Raw genomic sequence first — 13,869 nt, 5'->3', positions numbered from 1 at the left:
GCGAAGGAAATAAAAATGACCCTCTCACTGAATATCAATGGCAATGATCATGAAGTTTCAGCAAAGCCCACCGATACGCTCCTTTCAGCTTTGCGCGGCGCAGGCTTATTTAGCGTGCGTTTTGGTAGTCATGACGGAAAAACGGGGGCAGCGGCCGTTTTGGTCGATGGGCAGCTAGTCAACAGCGACGTAATGCTGGCTGGGCAGGCAGTTGGTCATCGCATCGAAACGGTGGAAGGACTTAATCCTGGCGTCAACGAACTGCATCCCATTCAAAAAGCGTTTGTGGAAACGGGTTCCATTCAATCTGGCTACAGCACCCCAGCCATGATTTTAGCCACCAAAGCATTGCTAGATAAAAATCTCAATCCTACAGAAGTTGAGGTACGCGAGGCTTTTTCCGGCATTTTGTGCCGCGAAACGGGCTACGTCAAGCCAGTGGAAGCCGTGCTGCGCGCCGCCGCTTATTTACGTGGCGAAGAGGTGCCACCCTACGACGGCCCGCCCATCGTCGATGCCACCTTTTTTGCCGATTACCCTCCTTCTGATGAAGCACCCGATCCGACAGGAGAAGAAATCTCCAATCTCCAGTCTCCAATCTCCACCCAAACCAAACCCCAAACTGACATTCGGCTCACGTCTGGCGTACCGGAAACGGCCGTTGTCGGCAAACCAGAAACTAAAGTTGATGCGGTTAAATTAACCAAAGGCAATCCCGCCTTCGTGGACGACATCGAGATGCGTGGGATGCTGTACGCAAAGCTGCTCACCAGTCCCCACGCCCACGCCCGCATTTTAGACATTGATGCCAGCGCAGCCGAAGCCCTGCCCGGTGTCCATGCCGTGATTCATTACAAAAACGTCAAGCGGGTTAAGTATGCCTCTGGCGGACAAAGCTACCCAAACCCGCCACCGCACGATCAGGTCAGTTTTGATAATAAAGTGCGCTATGTGGGAGATCGCGTTGCGGCCGTTGCTGCCGAGAGCGAAGCGATTGCCGAAGAGGCCCTTAAGCTCATCAAAGTTGAGTATGAAGTTCTGCCCGCTGTCTTCGATGAAAATGAAGCCATCAAGCCCGGTGCGCCCATTATTCATGATGAGGAAGATACTGAAAAGATTCACGATGCCAGCCGCAACATCGTCCACCACATCCAGGCCGAAGTGGGTGATGTGGAGCAAGGCTTTGCTGAGGCCGATCACGTCTTTAAACACACCTACTACGTCCACCAGGTGCAGCAGGCACCGATTGAACCCCACGTCGCCATTAGCTGGTGGGATGCGGATGAACGCCTGGTGATTCGCACCAGCACCCAGGTGCCGTTCCACGTGCGCCGCATGGTGGCCCCCCTGCTCGATTTGCCCGTGCGCCGCATTCGCGTCATCAAGCCGCGCATCGGCGGCGGCTTTGGCGTCAAGCAAGAGATGCTCATCGAGGACATCGTGGGGCATCTCACCATTGCCACCGGACGCCCGGTGCGGATGGAGCTGACGCGCAGCGAAGAGTTCCGCAGCAGCCGCACCCGCCATCCCCAAACCATCACCTGGAAAACAGGCGTGATGGCCGACGGCACGCTCCACTCCATGCGAATGACCGTCATCGGCAACACGGGTGCTTACGGCACGCATGGCCTGACCGTGCAGACCGTCACCGGCCTGCGCGGATTGAGCAGCTACAATTGCAAAAATCGAGAGTTTGACTGCACGGTGGCCTACACCAATTTGCCCGTCCCCGGTGCGTATCGCGGCTACGGCGGGCCACAGGCGCTCTTCTCGTTAGAATGCCACATGGACGAGATCGCCGCCATGCTTAAGCTCGATCCCATCGAGTTCCGCCGCAAAAATTGGGTGCAGGCCGGTGACCCCATGCCCATTGCGCCGCTCCTGGGCGAAGGCGAAAAAGATACCGTTATCACCGTACCGCTCATTGAATCGTGCGGGCTGAATGAATGTTTTGAGCAGGGGATGAAGGCAATTGGTTGGGAACGGCAGTTTGAACCGGGTTGGCATGAAGTTCCGGGCAACCCCCATCTGCGGCGTGGCCTGGGCGCAGCCATGTGTATGCACGGCACGGCCATTCCGGGGCTAGACATGGGCGGCGCGTCGGTAAAAATCAATGACGACGGCTCGTTTAACGTGCTGGTCGGCGCGACGGATTTGGGCACGGGGTCCGACACGGTGCTCAGCCAAATTGCGGCCGAGGTGCTGGGTGTGCCATTAGAAGACATCATCATCTATTCTAGCGACACGGACATGACGCCGTTTGACACGGGGGCTTACGCCAGTAGCACGACCTATATTTCGGGAACGGCCGTTAAACGCGCCGCCGAACAGGTAGCAGAACAAATCAAGGAACGGGCTGCCCTCATGCTAGAACTGGATAGCTGGGATGATATTCGGTTGGAAAATCGACATGCGGTGGCTGGAGACGGCCGTTCCGTCAGCATGGAAGCAATCGGTCTGCACAGCCTGCACCAAGACCAGCAACGGCAAATCATGGCTACAGCCAGCTACGTTAGCATGGACTCCCCGCCGCCGTTTGCCGGACAGTTTGCCGAAGTGGAGGTGGACATTGAAACAGGGCAAGTTACCGTCACCAAGCTGGTGATGGCGGTGGATGCAGGTGTGCCGATTAACCCCATCACCGCTAGCGGCCAGGTGGAGGGCGGCATGGTGCAGGCACTAGGCTACGGCCACTGCGAAGAGATGGTCTACAACGAGGCAGGCAACCTCATCAACGACCAGTTTGGCCCTTACCACATCTACCGCGCCGACGAGATGCCTTGGATGCAGGCCATCCTGGTGCAAACCAACGAACCCACCGGCCCCTTTGGCGCCAAAGCCATTGCCGAAATCCCCAAGGATGGCGTGGCCCCGGCCATTGCCAACGCCGTCACCAACGCCACTGGCACCCGCCTCCGCCGCATTCCGTTTACGCCCCAGCGGGTGCACGAGGCGATGAATCAAAAATGAGCGAACTTTTAGGGCAGATTCGCCAACTGCATGAAAAAGAAGAGGTGAAAATCTCAGCGCATGGCTACGAAGAATTAGCCAATGATAATATTCTGGCCCGTGAGGTCATGGATGGGCTTGAATCAGCTACAATAGTTGAGGAGTATCCAGATTATCATAAAGGACCTTGCATTTTGCTGTTGCAACATGATACAAATGGGCAACCGATTCATGTTCTATGGGGAATTCCGTTAGGCAAAACCTCACCAACTGTCTTAATTACCGCTTATCGACCCGATCCAAAACGTTGGCATGATGATTTTGTGCGAAGGAAAGAGACAAAATGAAAAAAAGGCAAACTAAATTAATTCACGTTGGTGAGTACATTGCCGAAGTCGAGGTAGATCTGACAATCACCGAGGATGAATGGTCACCTTACCTTTCAGTAGCAGATGCCTACAAACTGGATGATGTACGACAGGCGTTAAAACAGGAAGACATTGTTACCGCCTCAAAATACGGGCAGATTTACAAACTGACACCAGTTGCAGCCTAACGCCGACCAACGCCACTGGCACCCGCCTCCGCAGGATTCCCTTCACACCACAGCGCGTATATGAGGCGATACAATCCTAAACTAACAAGTGCGACGCACCTTCGAGGTGTGTCGCACTTTTGCTTTTGGTAGCTTGGCAAGCAAACTTCGCGGCAAATGAAGAAGGTGGCGAGGCGAGACGCCTGCCACAGCACATTGAGAAGACCTGTCAATAGCGGGGGTTATTATCGATTACTTCGTCTAAAAGACTTGTTCGTCATATTAAAAAGATACTTGCTTTTTTCAGGTAACGCATCAGGATCTGTAACAATGATTTGTACGATTTGATCCCCAGGATTTTCGTTTGGATTGCGGACATCCTTCACCCCCATTCCTTTTAACTTGATTTTGTCTCCATGTTTTGTATTTGGCGGAATTCTCAAAGTGCCCCAACCATAGGCAGTTGGTATTTCAATTTTCCCTCCATTCTTTGCCTGCTCCGGTATAACTGGTAATTCATAAAAAAGGTTTTTCTCCTCCCTAACAAGAAATTGATGCTCTTGAACGGAAAGGACTACATATAAGTTTCCATTTTGGTTACCATTTAGTCCTGGTGCTCCTTCACCAGACAAACGAATCTGCACATCATTGTCGACGCCTGCAGGAATCTTAACCCTCAGTGTTTTCCGCTGAAAAATTCGTTTTTCCCCATTACATTCTAGACATTTTTCAGGAATGAATTCTCCGGTGCCTTCACAATTTTCACAAGTAATAAGGTTGGAAAAAGAGCCAATGGCTGAATTATGGATTCTACGAACTTCACCAGCCCCATCGCAAACTGAACACCTAATAGGTTTTGTTCCACGCTTTGCCCCAGTTCCATGACATACAGCACATATCTCAGGCCGTCTTATTTCAATATCTTTTTCAGTGCCATTTATTGCTTCATCAAAAGTAATAGTTAAATCACATGTTCTCGCTGGCAGTTACCTTAGTTTGTTTGCCCAAGTATACGCTAACAAGCAAGATTTTTCATCGTAGCCGCGGATTCTTTCCGCATAACTGATGCGCGGAAAGAATCCGCGGCTAAATTGACAATAGTGCCTACAACGCCTACAATGTCCTCAAACTGTTTTATGGAGGTTGTGATGGCTATCTTAAATATTCGGAATTTGCCAGATGAGGTTCATGCGAAGCTGCGGGTGCGGGCGGCAAAGGCAGGGCGGAGTATGGAGGCAGAGGCGCGGGCTATTTTAACGGCCGTTATCCTCAACAACCAAACGCCCATTTCCCCTACCGAACTACAAGAATGGGTCACCCAACTCTATGGGGCTTATAAACCCACCAACGTTGTGGAAACACTCATCGCTGAAAGGCGCGAGGAAGCCGAATCTGAATGATTATTCTCGATGCCTCGGCGTTGCTGGCTTTTCTTTTCCGTGAACCAGGGCATGAACTAGTAGCTCCACACTTGGAAAATTGCTGTTTGTCTACAGTAAACTTGAGTGAAGTTATCGGCTGTTTTGTGCGGGATGGACATGATGCCGAGGCAGTTCTCACCAAAATCCTTAGCACACCCATTGAGTTTGTGCCTTTTTCGGCACAACAAGCAGGCATTGCGGCCCTTTTATTACCCCTCACCAAACCGTTTGGTTTGTCATTAGCTGACCGCGCCTGTTTGTCGCTGGCGATGGCTCAGCAAGTTCCTGTTCTTACTGCTGACCAAATTTGGCAGCAAATCGGTTTGGAAATCGATATTAAGTTGATTCGATAAGATCAAGAACGGCCGTTTCCCAACATTGTTCGGCAAACTTATTCAAAATCGGGAACGGCCGTTTCCTCCCCATCTTCTTTCTCAGTTTGAATAATTGTGTACACAACCTGCGCCACCATCACAATGGCCACCAACCCGACAAATTGGATGGGCGTGAGACCCACCAGCGTTAACCCAATCACGCCCACAACGGCCGCACTCAGCAGATGAACAACCGCTTTTTTCGTCTGGCTCTGCTTGATTGGGTCATTCTCCAGGCCCAAATCTATGCCGGCCAGAGCAAACAGATAGAGAACAATGGCAGCGGTGTAAAGCAAGCGGTATTTTGGTTCCAGTGCGTCAGCCGGATACGCCACGTTGGCGGCAAAAAGCTTCTTGGCGCCAACGCCAAAAGCAATAAGCCCCGCCGCCAGCGGAAAATGACCATACACCCAGCGCATCGAACGGCGAAAATGCTCAAAATCTATGAGCTTGCCGGCCGTGTCTGAGAAGTAGAGCCACCACAGTGAATAAAGGACAATCAAGCCCACGGTGCTAAAAAGGATTTCATTGATGGATATGGCCGTTCCCTGCGCATCGTCCAAAATCTTCACAAACGATTCGCCCAAGACAATGATAGTAAAAATGCCAAACCGCTCAGAAATATGGTGATTATCCGGCGACCAGATGCGTGCATGTTTTCTGATGAAAGGCAACAGGGGCACACACAACTCCACGCTAATCCCAATCAGCCATCCGACCCAATGGTAAGCAGCGGGCAACAACAGTGAACCCAGCCAGATAGCAATGCCAACTGAAAAACCAATCACATAACCCCGTGTAAATGCGCGACTGGGCGGATGGGCTTTAGCAGCGCGAATGTACATGAGTACCAGCATAATTCTGGTAATAACGTAGGCAATCGTAAACTGCACATATAGGTCGCCAAAGGCATCGTTGACGCTCAAGCCAAGCGTGGCCACGGCAAAAATTTGGCCAAACACCAGCAGACGATGCTTGATGTCGTCTACGTAATACCGATTTTGGTAGAAAGTCTCGCCGGTCCACGCCCACCAAACAACGGCCAACAGCACCAAAAATTGGCCAAAGCCCAGCCAGGTCACGTTACTGCTTAAAAAATTGCCAATCTGGATAAAGGTGGCGACGTAAACAAGGTCATAAAACAGTTCCAGCCAGGCTACGGCGCGGTCGGTATGGCGATGAAACTTCACATCTCGAAAAAAGCGGGGCCGGGTGAATAAATCGGACATAAACAGTTTCTCCAATGAGGGGTTTGGGTCGTTCGGTTGGATTGCTGAACGTTACTTCAAGACAGTGTTACGCTTAATTGTACCCAAAATTGGAGATGCAGGTCATCTTAAAATGATGCTTGGGGAAATTATCGAGAATTTGAGAGGAATCGTATCACAGGCAGAAAGCAAAAACGGCCGTTCCCCACCAGGAACGGCCGTCTCTAATTCAAATCACTACTTCACCGGCATGTAAATTGCCATCCCTTCTCCGGTTTCCGGATCAAAGCCTTCACCGTACCATTCAAAGTCCGGCCCTTCGGCTTTTTGGTAGCCAGACTGCGGGAACCAGGTGTCGAAGATGTACTGGTATGTTTGGTGGATGGTGTCTAGCGTGCAGGGAAAGACCGCGTATTTTTGCGCAGGTACGTCCCACGTTTCCATGCCGGATGGCAAGTTGGTTGTGTCTGTTACACCGTAGCCAGCCAGGTAGTGGAAACGGCCGTTCTCTTCCATGTCGCCACACACGCCGTATGCAATGCCGGTCTTGTGGGCAATCTCGCCCGCTCGTGGGTTCAGTTCGCCCCACAGATGTGGTATCTCTTTGTTTTCATTCTTGCCAAAATATCTTAGGCCAACGGCCGTAAACGCCGATTTAGTTACAATTTCAGATTCCATTTCTAATTGCTCCTTGTGTGGAGTAACAAGGCTCAAGAGCGCGTCATCTGCCTGCTCGATGCGGTGCAGCCGATCTTCAATTCGAGCCAGCCGGGCTTGCTCCTCACGGATATGCTGGGCCAGTTCCGCATGTTTTAGCCGCAACATACTGCGCAGCTCATCTAGCGTCAGGTTCTCCTGCAATATTTGCCCGATTTGCTCCAGCGTAAAGCCAAAATCTTTCAACGCCACAATCCGGTTTAGCCGGGCTAGCTGCTCCCGCGAATAGTAACGATAGGCCGTAAACCGATCAATCCAAACCGGCTTCAACAAGCCAATCTTGGCATAATGCCGCAGCGTTTTGACGGTAACCTGAGCTTCTTTGGCAAACTCCCCAATCTTGAGCATCATTCACTCCTAATTGTGATTATCGTTTGTTCCGGCCAGAACTAACTGTATGATACAGGCTGCCCCGAGGGGAGAGTCAAGGGGGAAACGGCCGTTAGGAAGTTAACAAACCTAAGGACTGGGCTTTAAGTACCGCCTGCGTGCGGTCGCGGGTGTTGGTTTTTTGGAGGATGTTGGAGACGTAATTTTTGACGGTGCCTTCCGCCAGAAACAGCCGGGCAGCGATTTCAGGATTGCTCAACCCCTCGGCAATAAGCTGCAAGATTTCTAACTCGCGATCTGAGAGGGGTTCGGGCAGCGTTTCGGCTGGTTTTTGGGGAGCCAGTCCCGCAAATTGAGCCAGCACCCGCTGCGCTACGGCCGATCCCAACAAAGCACTGCCACCCGCCACGGCGCGTACGGCCGTTGCCAACTCCTCCCCAGACACATCCTTCAGCAAATACCCTTTGGCCCCGGCCCGCAACCCTGCAAAAATGTATTCATCGTCGTCAAAGGTCGTTAAGATGATGATGTTAGCCTCTGGCCAATCCTGGCACAGCCGCTCTGTCGCCTCCACGCCAGTCATAATTGGCATCCGAATGTCCATCAGCACCACATCCGGCTGAAGATCAGGGTAAATTTGTACGGCGTCCTGACCATTGCTCACTTCGCCAACTACTTCCAGGTCTGGCTCTAACTCCAACAGGGTACGCAAGCCATCACGCATCAGCCGCTGATCATCCACCAGCAAAATGCGAATTGGCTCAGGCATCGGCCGCCTCCACATGGGGGATGGGCAGTTCCAGGCAAAGCTGCGCCCCGCCCTGCTGGGCAGGACCAATTTTAAGAACGCCGCCCAACTGTTTCGCTCGTTCACGCAAGCCAATCAGACCAAAACGGCCGTCTGCCACCTCATCTGCAAACCCTTGCCCATCATCGGCCACCGTGAGCGATACCTGTTCATCATCTGCCACTAGCTGTAGCCATGCCTGCTGGGCGTGGGCATGACGCTGCACGTTGGTCAACGACTCTTGTGCCGTGCGGTACAGGGCCAGGCGATGCGACTCTGGCAAAAGTGGCACCTCTTTGGGAAGCTGCAAATGCACTGGCAAACCCGTCGCCTCCTGAAATGTTTGCGCCAAATGGGAAACGGCCGTTTCCAGCGATCCATTCAACGCAGCCGTGTTCTCTGGCGAACGCAACGCCGAGACAGATTGGCGCAGTTCAGCCAGGGCCTGCTTTAGCTGCGCCCGCATCGCCTCAATCATGCTGGCCGATTTGTCTGGATTGCTAGGGATAAGCCGCTGAGCGCCTTCTAGCTGCACCACCGCCACCGTCAGGCGATGCCCCAACGCATCGTGCATCTCCCGCGCCAGCCGATTGCGCTCTTCCGACACGGCTAGCTGCTGGGCCTGGGTGGTGTACGCTCGCAGCTGCTCATGCGCCTCTTGCAGTTCCGTTAGCAACTGCTGGCTGCGCTGCCGCGCCTCGTTCGCCTGCCGTAATCCGGCGCCAAACGTGCCAAAGAAGAGGTATCCACCCAGTATGGCCACAAAATCGTTGGCGTGAACCACCCCTACCCCCAAATAGCCTGCCAGCCAAGTCACGCCGATAAATATGACAATCCAAACCAGGCCCGGCAACATGGGTAAAAACAGCATCGCCTGCGCACTTAGAACAAACAGAAAGGTGGAAATGCCCGCAGCGGCGCGAACCGGCACTTGCAAAGAGATGGTCACGGCAATCATTGTTTGGACCAACAAATAAAGATGCACCAGAAACGGCCGTTCTTCCAAAAAAGCGTATACGCTCAATCCTACAAAAAAGAGGCCAAACAGCACCAAAACAAAGGTGCGATTTGGCTCTCCAGCCAGTTCTGGCAAGGCAGACACCAGGATGCCTAGCCAGGTCAGGTAGGCGGCCGCATTGAGCAACCAAAAGCTGTAGTTAGATCGGTGCCGGATAGAGGTGGTCATGAGACGATTATATGCCAGAAATGGCATCTGCGGAAACGGCTGGTCCAACCTGCCGAGCAACGGCCGTTCCCGCCACGCTCACCACAGCAACCAAACCAGCCAACACCGCCAGCGTCAAGCCATCCGGGGCGATGAGGGGCTGAGCGCGGAGCGCCTGCCACAGCAGCAGCAGCACAACGCCCAGGTAACCAACCCCACCAATCGCCACCAACGCCGTGCGTCGCCCTTCAGACAGGCGCGTACGAAAGCGGCGGTTGACAAAGATACCCAGCAGCGGAATGAGTTGCAAGGCGTGCAGCCCCACAAAGTGGGCTGGACGAATATCACCCCCTTCGGTGCTCCAGCCAACAAAGGGCAAGCCAGCCCCACCATCTTCTACGCCGACGCTGTGCGCCCCGACGATGCTCAACATCTCACCTGTTTCCATAGCGGCGAGCTGGTCAGCCGTGGGTGTCGTCATCAAAAAGCCAAGGATTGCGCCAACGGCCGTTATCAGCAAGCCCAAGCGCAATGCCCAGGCAAACGGCCGATTGTCCATCTTCTGCCGCATCAGCAAAACGGCCGTGGCAATATTCATCACCCAAATAACCAGCACAAAGGTGCCCATCAAAGAGAAAATGACAGCGTCGAACGGGGTGCCCACATTAAAATGGCTGGGCACGCCCCGAGCTGCCTGCACAAAAATGCCAATAATCTCCACCAAAAAGCCAAGTGCCGTCAGGCCGCCAATCCAGCGCACCAGCCGGGGATGCCCTTCCACGTAACTAAGCAGCCAAGCCAACGTGCCGGTGTACAGGGTAATCGAGATGGCAAATTTCATTGGCTTCACCCACACGGGCGCACCAGTCACCAGCCGTGAATCAAAAATCGAAAGCACAATTGTGCCTACAAACAGAATCAGGCTGAGCCAAAAAGACCAGGTTAAAAAACGCTCTGTGCCAAAAATTCGCTGCCACAAATCAGTTTCTGGAATGTTCTTGTCTAATCTTGTTGTTAGGGGACTCATTTTGTTTACCTCCAAAGTTCAGTTGTTTATTTCCATGCTTCAACATTACTGGAGGCGAGGTCACATCCATCAGTGCTGGTCGTCACATGCCAGTCATATGACTGGCGGAACAAAACAGTCGCATCTAGCGTTACAAACTCAGATTTGAAGAGAAACAGGAGAAAAAAAATGACCCAAACCAACTATGACCGATTGCTCATCATGTTTGCATTTCTGATTTTGATTTTGGCAATATTGACTTGACCATCTCAGCACCAGCTACAAACACTCTGTCGAAGGTCGGCTAAGCCGCATAACGCTCAGCGAAAGCCACGAAATCATCATTCTGCACAACGTCCCCGTCACCTACCGCGGCCCAATCAAATGTGAACAACCTAACCACACGCTCCAGAAATTTTCACGCCAAGGCGCGAAGTTTTTATACCTCTGCGCCTTGGCGTGAGGCCAATTTGCCAACCCACCATGCAAAAGCTGAATAGCGCAAACAACAGCAGCTTATTACAATTGCAGCATGAGTGAAAATTTTCGTGCCGACAACCTTGTTCTCTACAAAGATCAGGCCGCTCGCGTCAGCAACGTAGGCGGTAAAAAGATCAACATCGTGCTGCAAGACGGCACGGCCGTTTCCGTGCGACCAAAAGACATTGAATTGTTGCATCCTGGACCACTGCGCAATTTTGGCGAACTCGCCAAGCCACGTGGGGAATTGCTCACCGCCTGGGAGTTGCTAGCGGGCGAAACCACCAGCCTGGAAGAACTGTCTGAATTGGCCTTTGATGCTTTTACCCCCGCCACCGCCTGGGCCATTTGGCAGTCGATACACGATGGCCTCCACTTTAGCGGCTCTCTGGAAGCCATCACCGTACACACCGTTGAGGAGGTCGCGGCTGAACAAGAAGCCCGCACTGCCAAAGCCGCCGAAGCTGAAATGTGGCAAGGCTTTGTGGATCGCGTTAATCGGAACGAGTTTTTGCCGGAAGACGGCCGTTTCTTACAAGAAATTGCCGCTGTGGGAATGGGTCAGCAGGAACGCAGCCAGGTGCTGCGTAACCTGAATCAGAGCGAAACGCCAGAAAACGCCCATGCCTTACTGTTACGCCTAGGTTATTGGAAAGAAAGCGTCAATCCCTACCCCAGCCGCCTCGGTGTGAACGGAAGCCAGCCAGACTACCCCATCCCAGCCCTGCCAGAAGAAGAACGACGCGACTTAACACACTTAACGGCCGTTGCCATCGACGACACGGGCAGCCGCGATCCGGACGATGCTTTGAGCTGGGAAAGCGGCCGTCTTTGGGTACACATCGCCGACGTCGCCGCCCTCATCCCACCCAACAGCCCCGCAGATTTGGAGGCCCGCGCCCGGGGTGCCAACCTGTACTTGCCCGAAGGCACCATCCACATGCTGCCCGAAGCCGCCACCTCTACCCTGGCCTTGGGCTTGGCCGATACCTCACCCGCCCTCTCATTTGGCCTGGATGTAGAACCAGATGGCACAATCACGAACGTGGAAATTGTGCCCAGCACCGTGCGCGTCACCCGCCTCAGCTACAGCGAGGCGCAAGAACGGCTTGATGATTTCCCCTTTCGTGAGCTGCTGGCCATTGCCCAGGCATTTGAGGCGCAACGCGTGGCCAACGATGCCGTGCAGATCGATTTGCCAGAGGTGAAAATTCGGCTGAATGAGGCTGGAGAGGTGGAAATACGGCCGTTGCCCGCCCTGCAAAGCCGCGATCTCGTGCGGGAAGCAATGCTGATGACGGGCGAAGCCGTGGCCCAGTTTGCCCAACAGCACAACATCCCCATGCCCTTCACCACGCAAGACCCGCCCACCGAACTGGTTGAAGGCGAAACACCCTCTGCCAACTTTGCCCGCCGCAAAACCATGACAGGCAGCCAACCCGGTCTGCTGCCCGGTCGTCATGCCGGGCTGGGGCTGGATCAATACGTACAGGCCACCAGCCCGCTGCGTCGCTATCTGGATTTGGTGGTGCACCAACAGCTTCGCGCCTTTTTACGTGGCGACCCTCTGCTGGATGAGCAAGCCGTGACGGAACGTGTCGGTGCAGCTTACGCCATCAGCGGGGATGTGCGCTATGCTGAACGACTATCGAATGCTCATTGGACGGCCGTTTACTTGTCGCAAAATCCAGAGTGGACAGGGGAAGGCATTGTGATTGATCGTCGGGGAAAGCGCGATCTTATTTTGCTACCAGAATTAGACATGGAAACCAGCATCTACCGAAAAGAGCCAACACCTTTGGATACGGCCGTTCAGGTGAAGCTACAATCTGTCGATCTCCCCCAACGTGAAGCCCATTTTCGTTTTCTCTGATCGCTTGTGGCTCATTGCTTCTGAATCAAAGAGAGCAGTTCTTGCAAAAAATCCTCGCGCGGCAGGCCATAAATTGAGATAGCGTCATCAACCGAGTAGAAGGGTGCGACCGCACAGCCAACGCAGGCCATATTGTGCTGCTTGAAGAGTACGGCCGTTTCCGGCCACATCTCCAGTAAATCAGAAATGATCGTTTCTGCTATTTTTTCTAACGTCACAGGCGGTTTTTGGTTCATGATGGCTTTCCCAAATCCAATTCAAAGCAATGTTGCGATCTCAACAACGCGTCTCTAATCCTCTTAATCCAAATCTTCCGCTAACACCACAAGTTCATGTGCCTTGCACAAAATGATGCGCTGACGCTGGCTGCATACCCATTCTGCCCGCTCCCACTCGCTCAAAATCCGGCTCACATTGTAAAGATTTGTCCCTGTCATTTCCGCCAAATCTTGTCGGGACAGCGGCATGTCGATTAACACCCCTTCCGCCACCTTCTTCCCAAATTGCCGTACCAGCCGCAGCAAGGCACGGGCAATGCGCTGCTCTACCCGACGGGTAGAAATATCCTGAAAGCGATCCTGTAGCTTTACAAACCGATTGGCGATCATCCCCATCCCGTTAACAGCCAATTGCGGATGTGCCAGCATCAGCTGCTCAATAATTTCCCGCTGCCAAGAGAGTGCCTGGCAAGCCGTTACGGCTTCTGCCGACAGTGGATAGACTGTGTGGCTCAAGGCTACAATAATGCCAAGCCCGTCACCCGCACGGCAATAATTTACAATTACCTGGTTTCCCGCCTGTGTCACCTGGGCCAATTTTGCTCGACCAGACAGCAAAATATACATCGTCGTTGCATCTTCCCCCTGATGAAAAAAGTATTCCCCCTTCTCAACCAGGCGCGGCTTACTGTGCTCAATGATGACATCGCAAGTTAGATCGTTCAGATTGTGCATCAAGGCACAGCGCGAGATGATTTGTCGAGTTTTAGCAGATTTCATAGGCAAAATCATACCATGTTTTTAGG

Annotated in this window: 15 protein-coding genes; 7 read left to right on the top strand and 8 right to left on the bottom strand. The window is 53.0% G+C overall.

Features of this window, described 5'->3' with window-relative positions; genetic code table 11:
* Window positions 1-15 precede the first annotated feature (15 nt).
* The 3 genes from ACOQPU_RS06880 to ACOQPU_RS06870 are packed head-to-tail and all read left to right on the top strand — an operon-like array spanning window position 16 to window position 3,505.
* Window positions 16-2,970 (top strand): molybdopterin-dependent oxidoreductase, encoded by a 2,955-nt coding sequence (locus ACOQPU_RS06880; RefSeq protein WP_420644385.1) that lies wholly within the window; start codon window positions 16-18, stop codon window positions 2,968-2,970.
* The gene (locus ACOQPU_RS06875; protein WP_420644384.1) at window positions 2,967-3,296 is read left to right on the top strand and encodes a DUF4258 domain-containing protein; all 330 of its coding nucleotides are present in this window, start codon (window positions 2,967-2,969) and stop codon (window positions 3,294-3,296) included. Before ACOQPU_RS06880 ends, ACOQPU_RS06875 begins: the two co-directional genes overlap by 4 nt.
* Entirely contained in the window at window positions 3,293-3,505 is a 213-nt protein-coding gene (locus tag ACOQPU_RS06870) for a hypothetical protein (RefSeq protein WP_420644383.1), read from the top strand. The genes ACOQPU_RS06875 and ACOQPU_RS06870 overlap by 4 nt, the downstream gene beginning before the upstream one ends.
* A 224-nt stretch (window positions 3,506-3,729) precedes the next feature.
* Here ACOQPU_RS06870 and ACOQPU_RS06865 read toward each other — a convergent pair whose 3' ends face one another.
* Window positions 3,730-4,443 carry a DnaJ C-terminal domain-containing protein gene (locus tag ACOQPU_RS06865; protein WP_420645817.1) on the bottom strand — a complete coding sequence of 238 codons (714 nt, stop codon included), beginning with the start codon at window positions 4,441-4,443 and terminating at the stop codon, window positions 3,730-3,732.
* A gap of 189 nt (window positions 4,444-4,632) precedes the next feature.
* Between ACOQPU_RS06865 and ACOQPU_RS06860 the strand changes: the two genes are divergently transcribed.
* Window positions 4,633-4,884, top strand: a complete 252-nt coding sequence (locus ACOQPU_RS06860) for a FitA-like ribbon-helix-helix domain-containing protein (RefSeq protein WP_420644382.1) — start codon at window positions 4,633-4,635, stop codon at window positions 4,882-4,884.
* Window positions 4,881-5,258 (top strand): type II toxin-antitoxin system VapC family toxin, encoded by a 378-nt coding sequence (locus ACOQPU_RS06855; protein ID WP_420644381.1) that lies wholly within the window; start codon window positions 4,881-4,883, stop codon window positions 5,256-5,258. The genes ACOQPU_RS06860 and ACOQPU_RS06855 overlap by 4 nt, the downstream gene beginning before the upstream one ends.
* Before the next feature lie 38 nt (window positions 5,259-5,296).
* Here ACOQPU_RS06855 and ACOQPU_RS06850 read toward each other — a convergent pair whose 3' ends face one another.
* Window positions 5,297-6,508, bottom strand: a complete 1,212-nt coding sequence (locus tag ACOQPU_RS06850) for a low temperature requirement protein A (RefSeq protein ID WP_420644380.1) — start codon at window positions 6,506-6,508, stop codon at window positions 5,297-5,299.
* A gap of 112 nt (window positions 6,509-6,620) precedes the next feature.
* Here ACOQPU_RS06850 and ACOQPU_RS06845 point away from each other — a divergent pair, with 112 nt between their 5' ends.
* Window positions 6,621-6,743, top strand: coding sequence for a hypothetical protein (locus ACOQPU_RS06845; protein WP_420644379.1), 123 nt, complete (start codon window positions 6,621-6,623; stop codon window positions 6,741-6,743).
* Here the strand turns inward: ACOQPU_RS06845 and ACOQPU_RS06840 are convergent.
* The 4 genes from ACOQPU_RS06840 to ACOQPU_RS06825 form a co-directional block, all read right to left on the bottom strand.
* Window positions 6,725-7,555: a MerR family transcriptional regulator gene (locus ACOQPU_RS06840; RefSeq protein ID WP_420644378.1), complete on the bottom strand. Its 831-nt coding sequence runs from the start codon at window positions 7,553-7,555 to the stop codon at window positions 6,725-6,727. The two genes, ACOQPU_RS06845 and ACOQPU_RS06840, sit on opposite strands and share 19 nt — an antisense overlap.
* A 91-nt stretch (window positions 7,556-7,646) precedes the next feature.
* Window positions 7,647-8,303 carry a response regulator gene (locus ACOQPU_RS06835; RefSeq protein ID WP_420644377.1) on the bottom strand — a complete coding sequence of 219 codons (657 nt, stop codon included), beginning with the start codon at window positions 8,301-8,303 and terminating at the stop codon, window positions 7,647-7,649.
* Window positions 8,296-9,507, bottom strand: coding sequence for a histidine kinase (locus ACOQPU_RS06830; protein ID WP_420644376.1), 1,212 nt, complete (start codon window positions 9,505-9,507; stop codon window positions 8,296-8,298). The genes ACOQPU_RS06835 and ACOQPU_RS06830 overlap by 8 nt, the downstream gene beginning before the upstream one ends.
* A 7-nt stretch (window positions 9,508-9,514) precedes the next feature.
* Window positions 9,515-10,513 (bottom strand): hypothetical protein, encoded by a 999-nt coding sequence (locus ACOQPU_RS06825; RefSeq protein WP_420644375.1) that lies wholly within the window; start codon window positions 10,511-10,513, stop codon window positions 9,515-9,517.
* A gap of 511 nt (window positions 10,514-11,024) precedes the next feature.
* Between ACOQPU_RS06825 and ACOQPU_RS06820 the strand changes: the two genes are divergently transcribed.
* Complete coding sequence (locus tag ACOQPU_RS06820) at window positions 11,025-12,845, top strand: RNB domain-containing ribonuclease (RefSeq protein ID WP_420644374.1); 1,821 nt, start codon at window positions 11,025-11,027, stop codon at window positions 12,843-12,845.
* Between the two features lie 11 nt (window positions 12,846-12,856).
* Here ACOQPU_RS06820 and ACOQPU_RS06815 read toward each other — a convergent pair whose 3' ends face one another.
* Together ACOQPU_RS06815 and ACOQPU_RS06810 are read right to left on the bottom strand one after the other, a co-directional pair.
* Window positions 12,857-13,081 (bottom strand): DUF1858 domain-containing protein, encoded by a 225-nt coding sequence (locus ACOQPU_RS06815; RefSeq protein WP_420644373.1) that lies wholly within the window; start codon window positions 13,079-13,081, stop codon window positions 12,857-12,859.
* Between the two features lie 63 nt (window positions 13,082-13,144).
* A complete protein-coding gene (locus ACOQPU_RS06810) occupies window positions 13,145-13,843 on the bottom strand; it encodes a Crp/Fnr family transcriptional regulator (protein WP_420644372.1) in 699 nt (232 codons plus the stop codon).
* Between the last annotated feature and the right edge of the window lie 26 nt (window positions 13,844-13,869).

Origin of the sequence: Candidatus Leptofilum sp. (assembly GCF_965223285.1) — a bacterium.
Lineage (GTDB): Bacteria > Chloroflexota > Anaerolineae > Promineifilales > Promineifilaceae > Leptofilum.
This window is presented reverse-complemented; position numbering and strand designations above follow the sequence as displayed.

Coding starts and splice junctions, on each gene's coding strand:
- ACOQPU_RS06880 (WP_420644385.1), top strand. CDS start 16: ATGACCCTCTCACTGAATATCAATGGCAATGATCATGAAGTTTCAGCA.
- ACOQPU_RS06835 (WP_420644377.1), bottom strand. CDS start 8,303: ATGCCTGAGCCAATTCGCATTTTGCTGGTGGATGATCAGCGGCTGATG.
- ACOQPU_RS06810 (WP_420644372.1), bottom strand. CDS start 13,843: ATGAAATCTGCTAAAACTCGACAAATCATCTCGCGCTGTGCCTTGATG.
- ACOQPU_RS06875 (WP_420644384.1), top strand. CDS start 2,967: ATGAGCGAACTTTTAGGGCAGATTCGCCAACTGCATGAAAAAGAAGAG.
- ACOQPU_RS06855 (WP_420644381.1), top strand. CDS start 4,881: ATGATTATTCTCGATGCCTCGGCGTTGCTGGCTTTTCTTTTCCGTGAA.
- ACOQPU_RS06860 (WP_420644382.1), top strand. CDS start 4,633: ATGGCTATCTTAAATATTCGGAATTTGCCAGATGAGGTTCATGCGAAG.
- ACOQPU_RS06825 (WP_420644375.1), bottom strand. CDS start 10,513: ATGAGTCCCCTAACAACAAGATTAGACAAGAACATTCCAGAAACTGAT.
- ACOQPU_RS06850 (WP_420644380.1), bottom strand. CDS start 6,508: ATGTCCGATTTATTCACCCGGCCCCGCTTTTTTCGAGATGTGAAGTTT.
- ACOQPU_RS06840 (WP_420644378.1), bottom strand. CDS start 7,555: ATGATGCTCAAGATTGGGGAGTTTGCCAAAGAAGCTCAGGTTACCGTC.
- ACOQPU_RS06870 (WP_420644383.1), top strand. CDS start 3,293: ATGAAAAAAAGGCAAACTAAATTAATTCACGTTGGTGAGTACATTGCC.
- ACOQPU_RS06830 (WP_420644376.1), bottom strand. CDS start 9,507: ATGACCACCTCTATCCGGCACCGATCTAACTACAGCTTTTGGTTGCTC.
- ACOQPU_RS06845 (WP_420644379.1), top strand. CDS start 6,621: ATGATGCTTGGGGAAATTATCGAGAATTTGAGAGGAATCGTATCACAG.
- ACOQPU_RS06820 (WP_420644374.1), top strand. CDS start 11,025: ATGAGTGAAAATTTTCGTGCCGACAACCTTGTTCTCTACAAAGATCAG.
- ACOQPU_RS06815 (WP_420644373.1), bottom strand. CDS start 13,081: ATGAACCAAAAACCGCCTGTGACGTTAGAAAAAATAGCAGAAACGATC.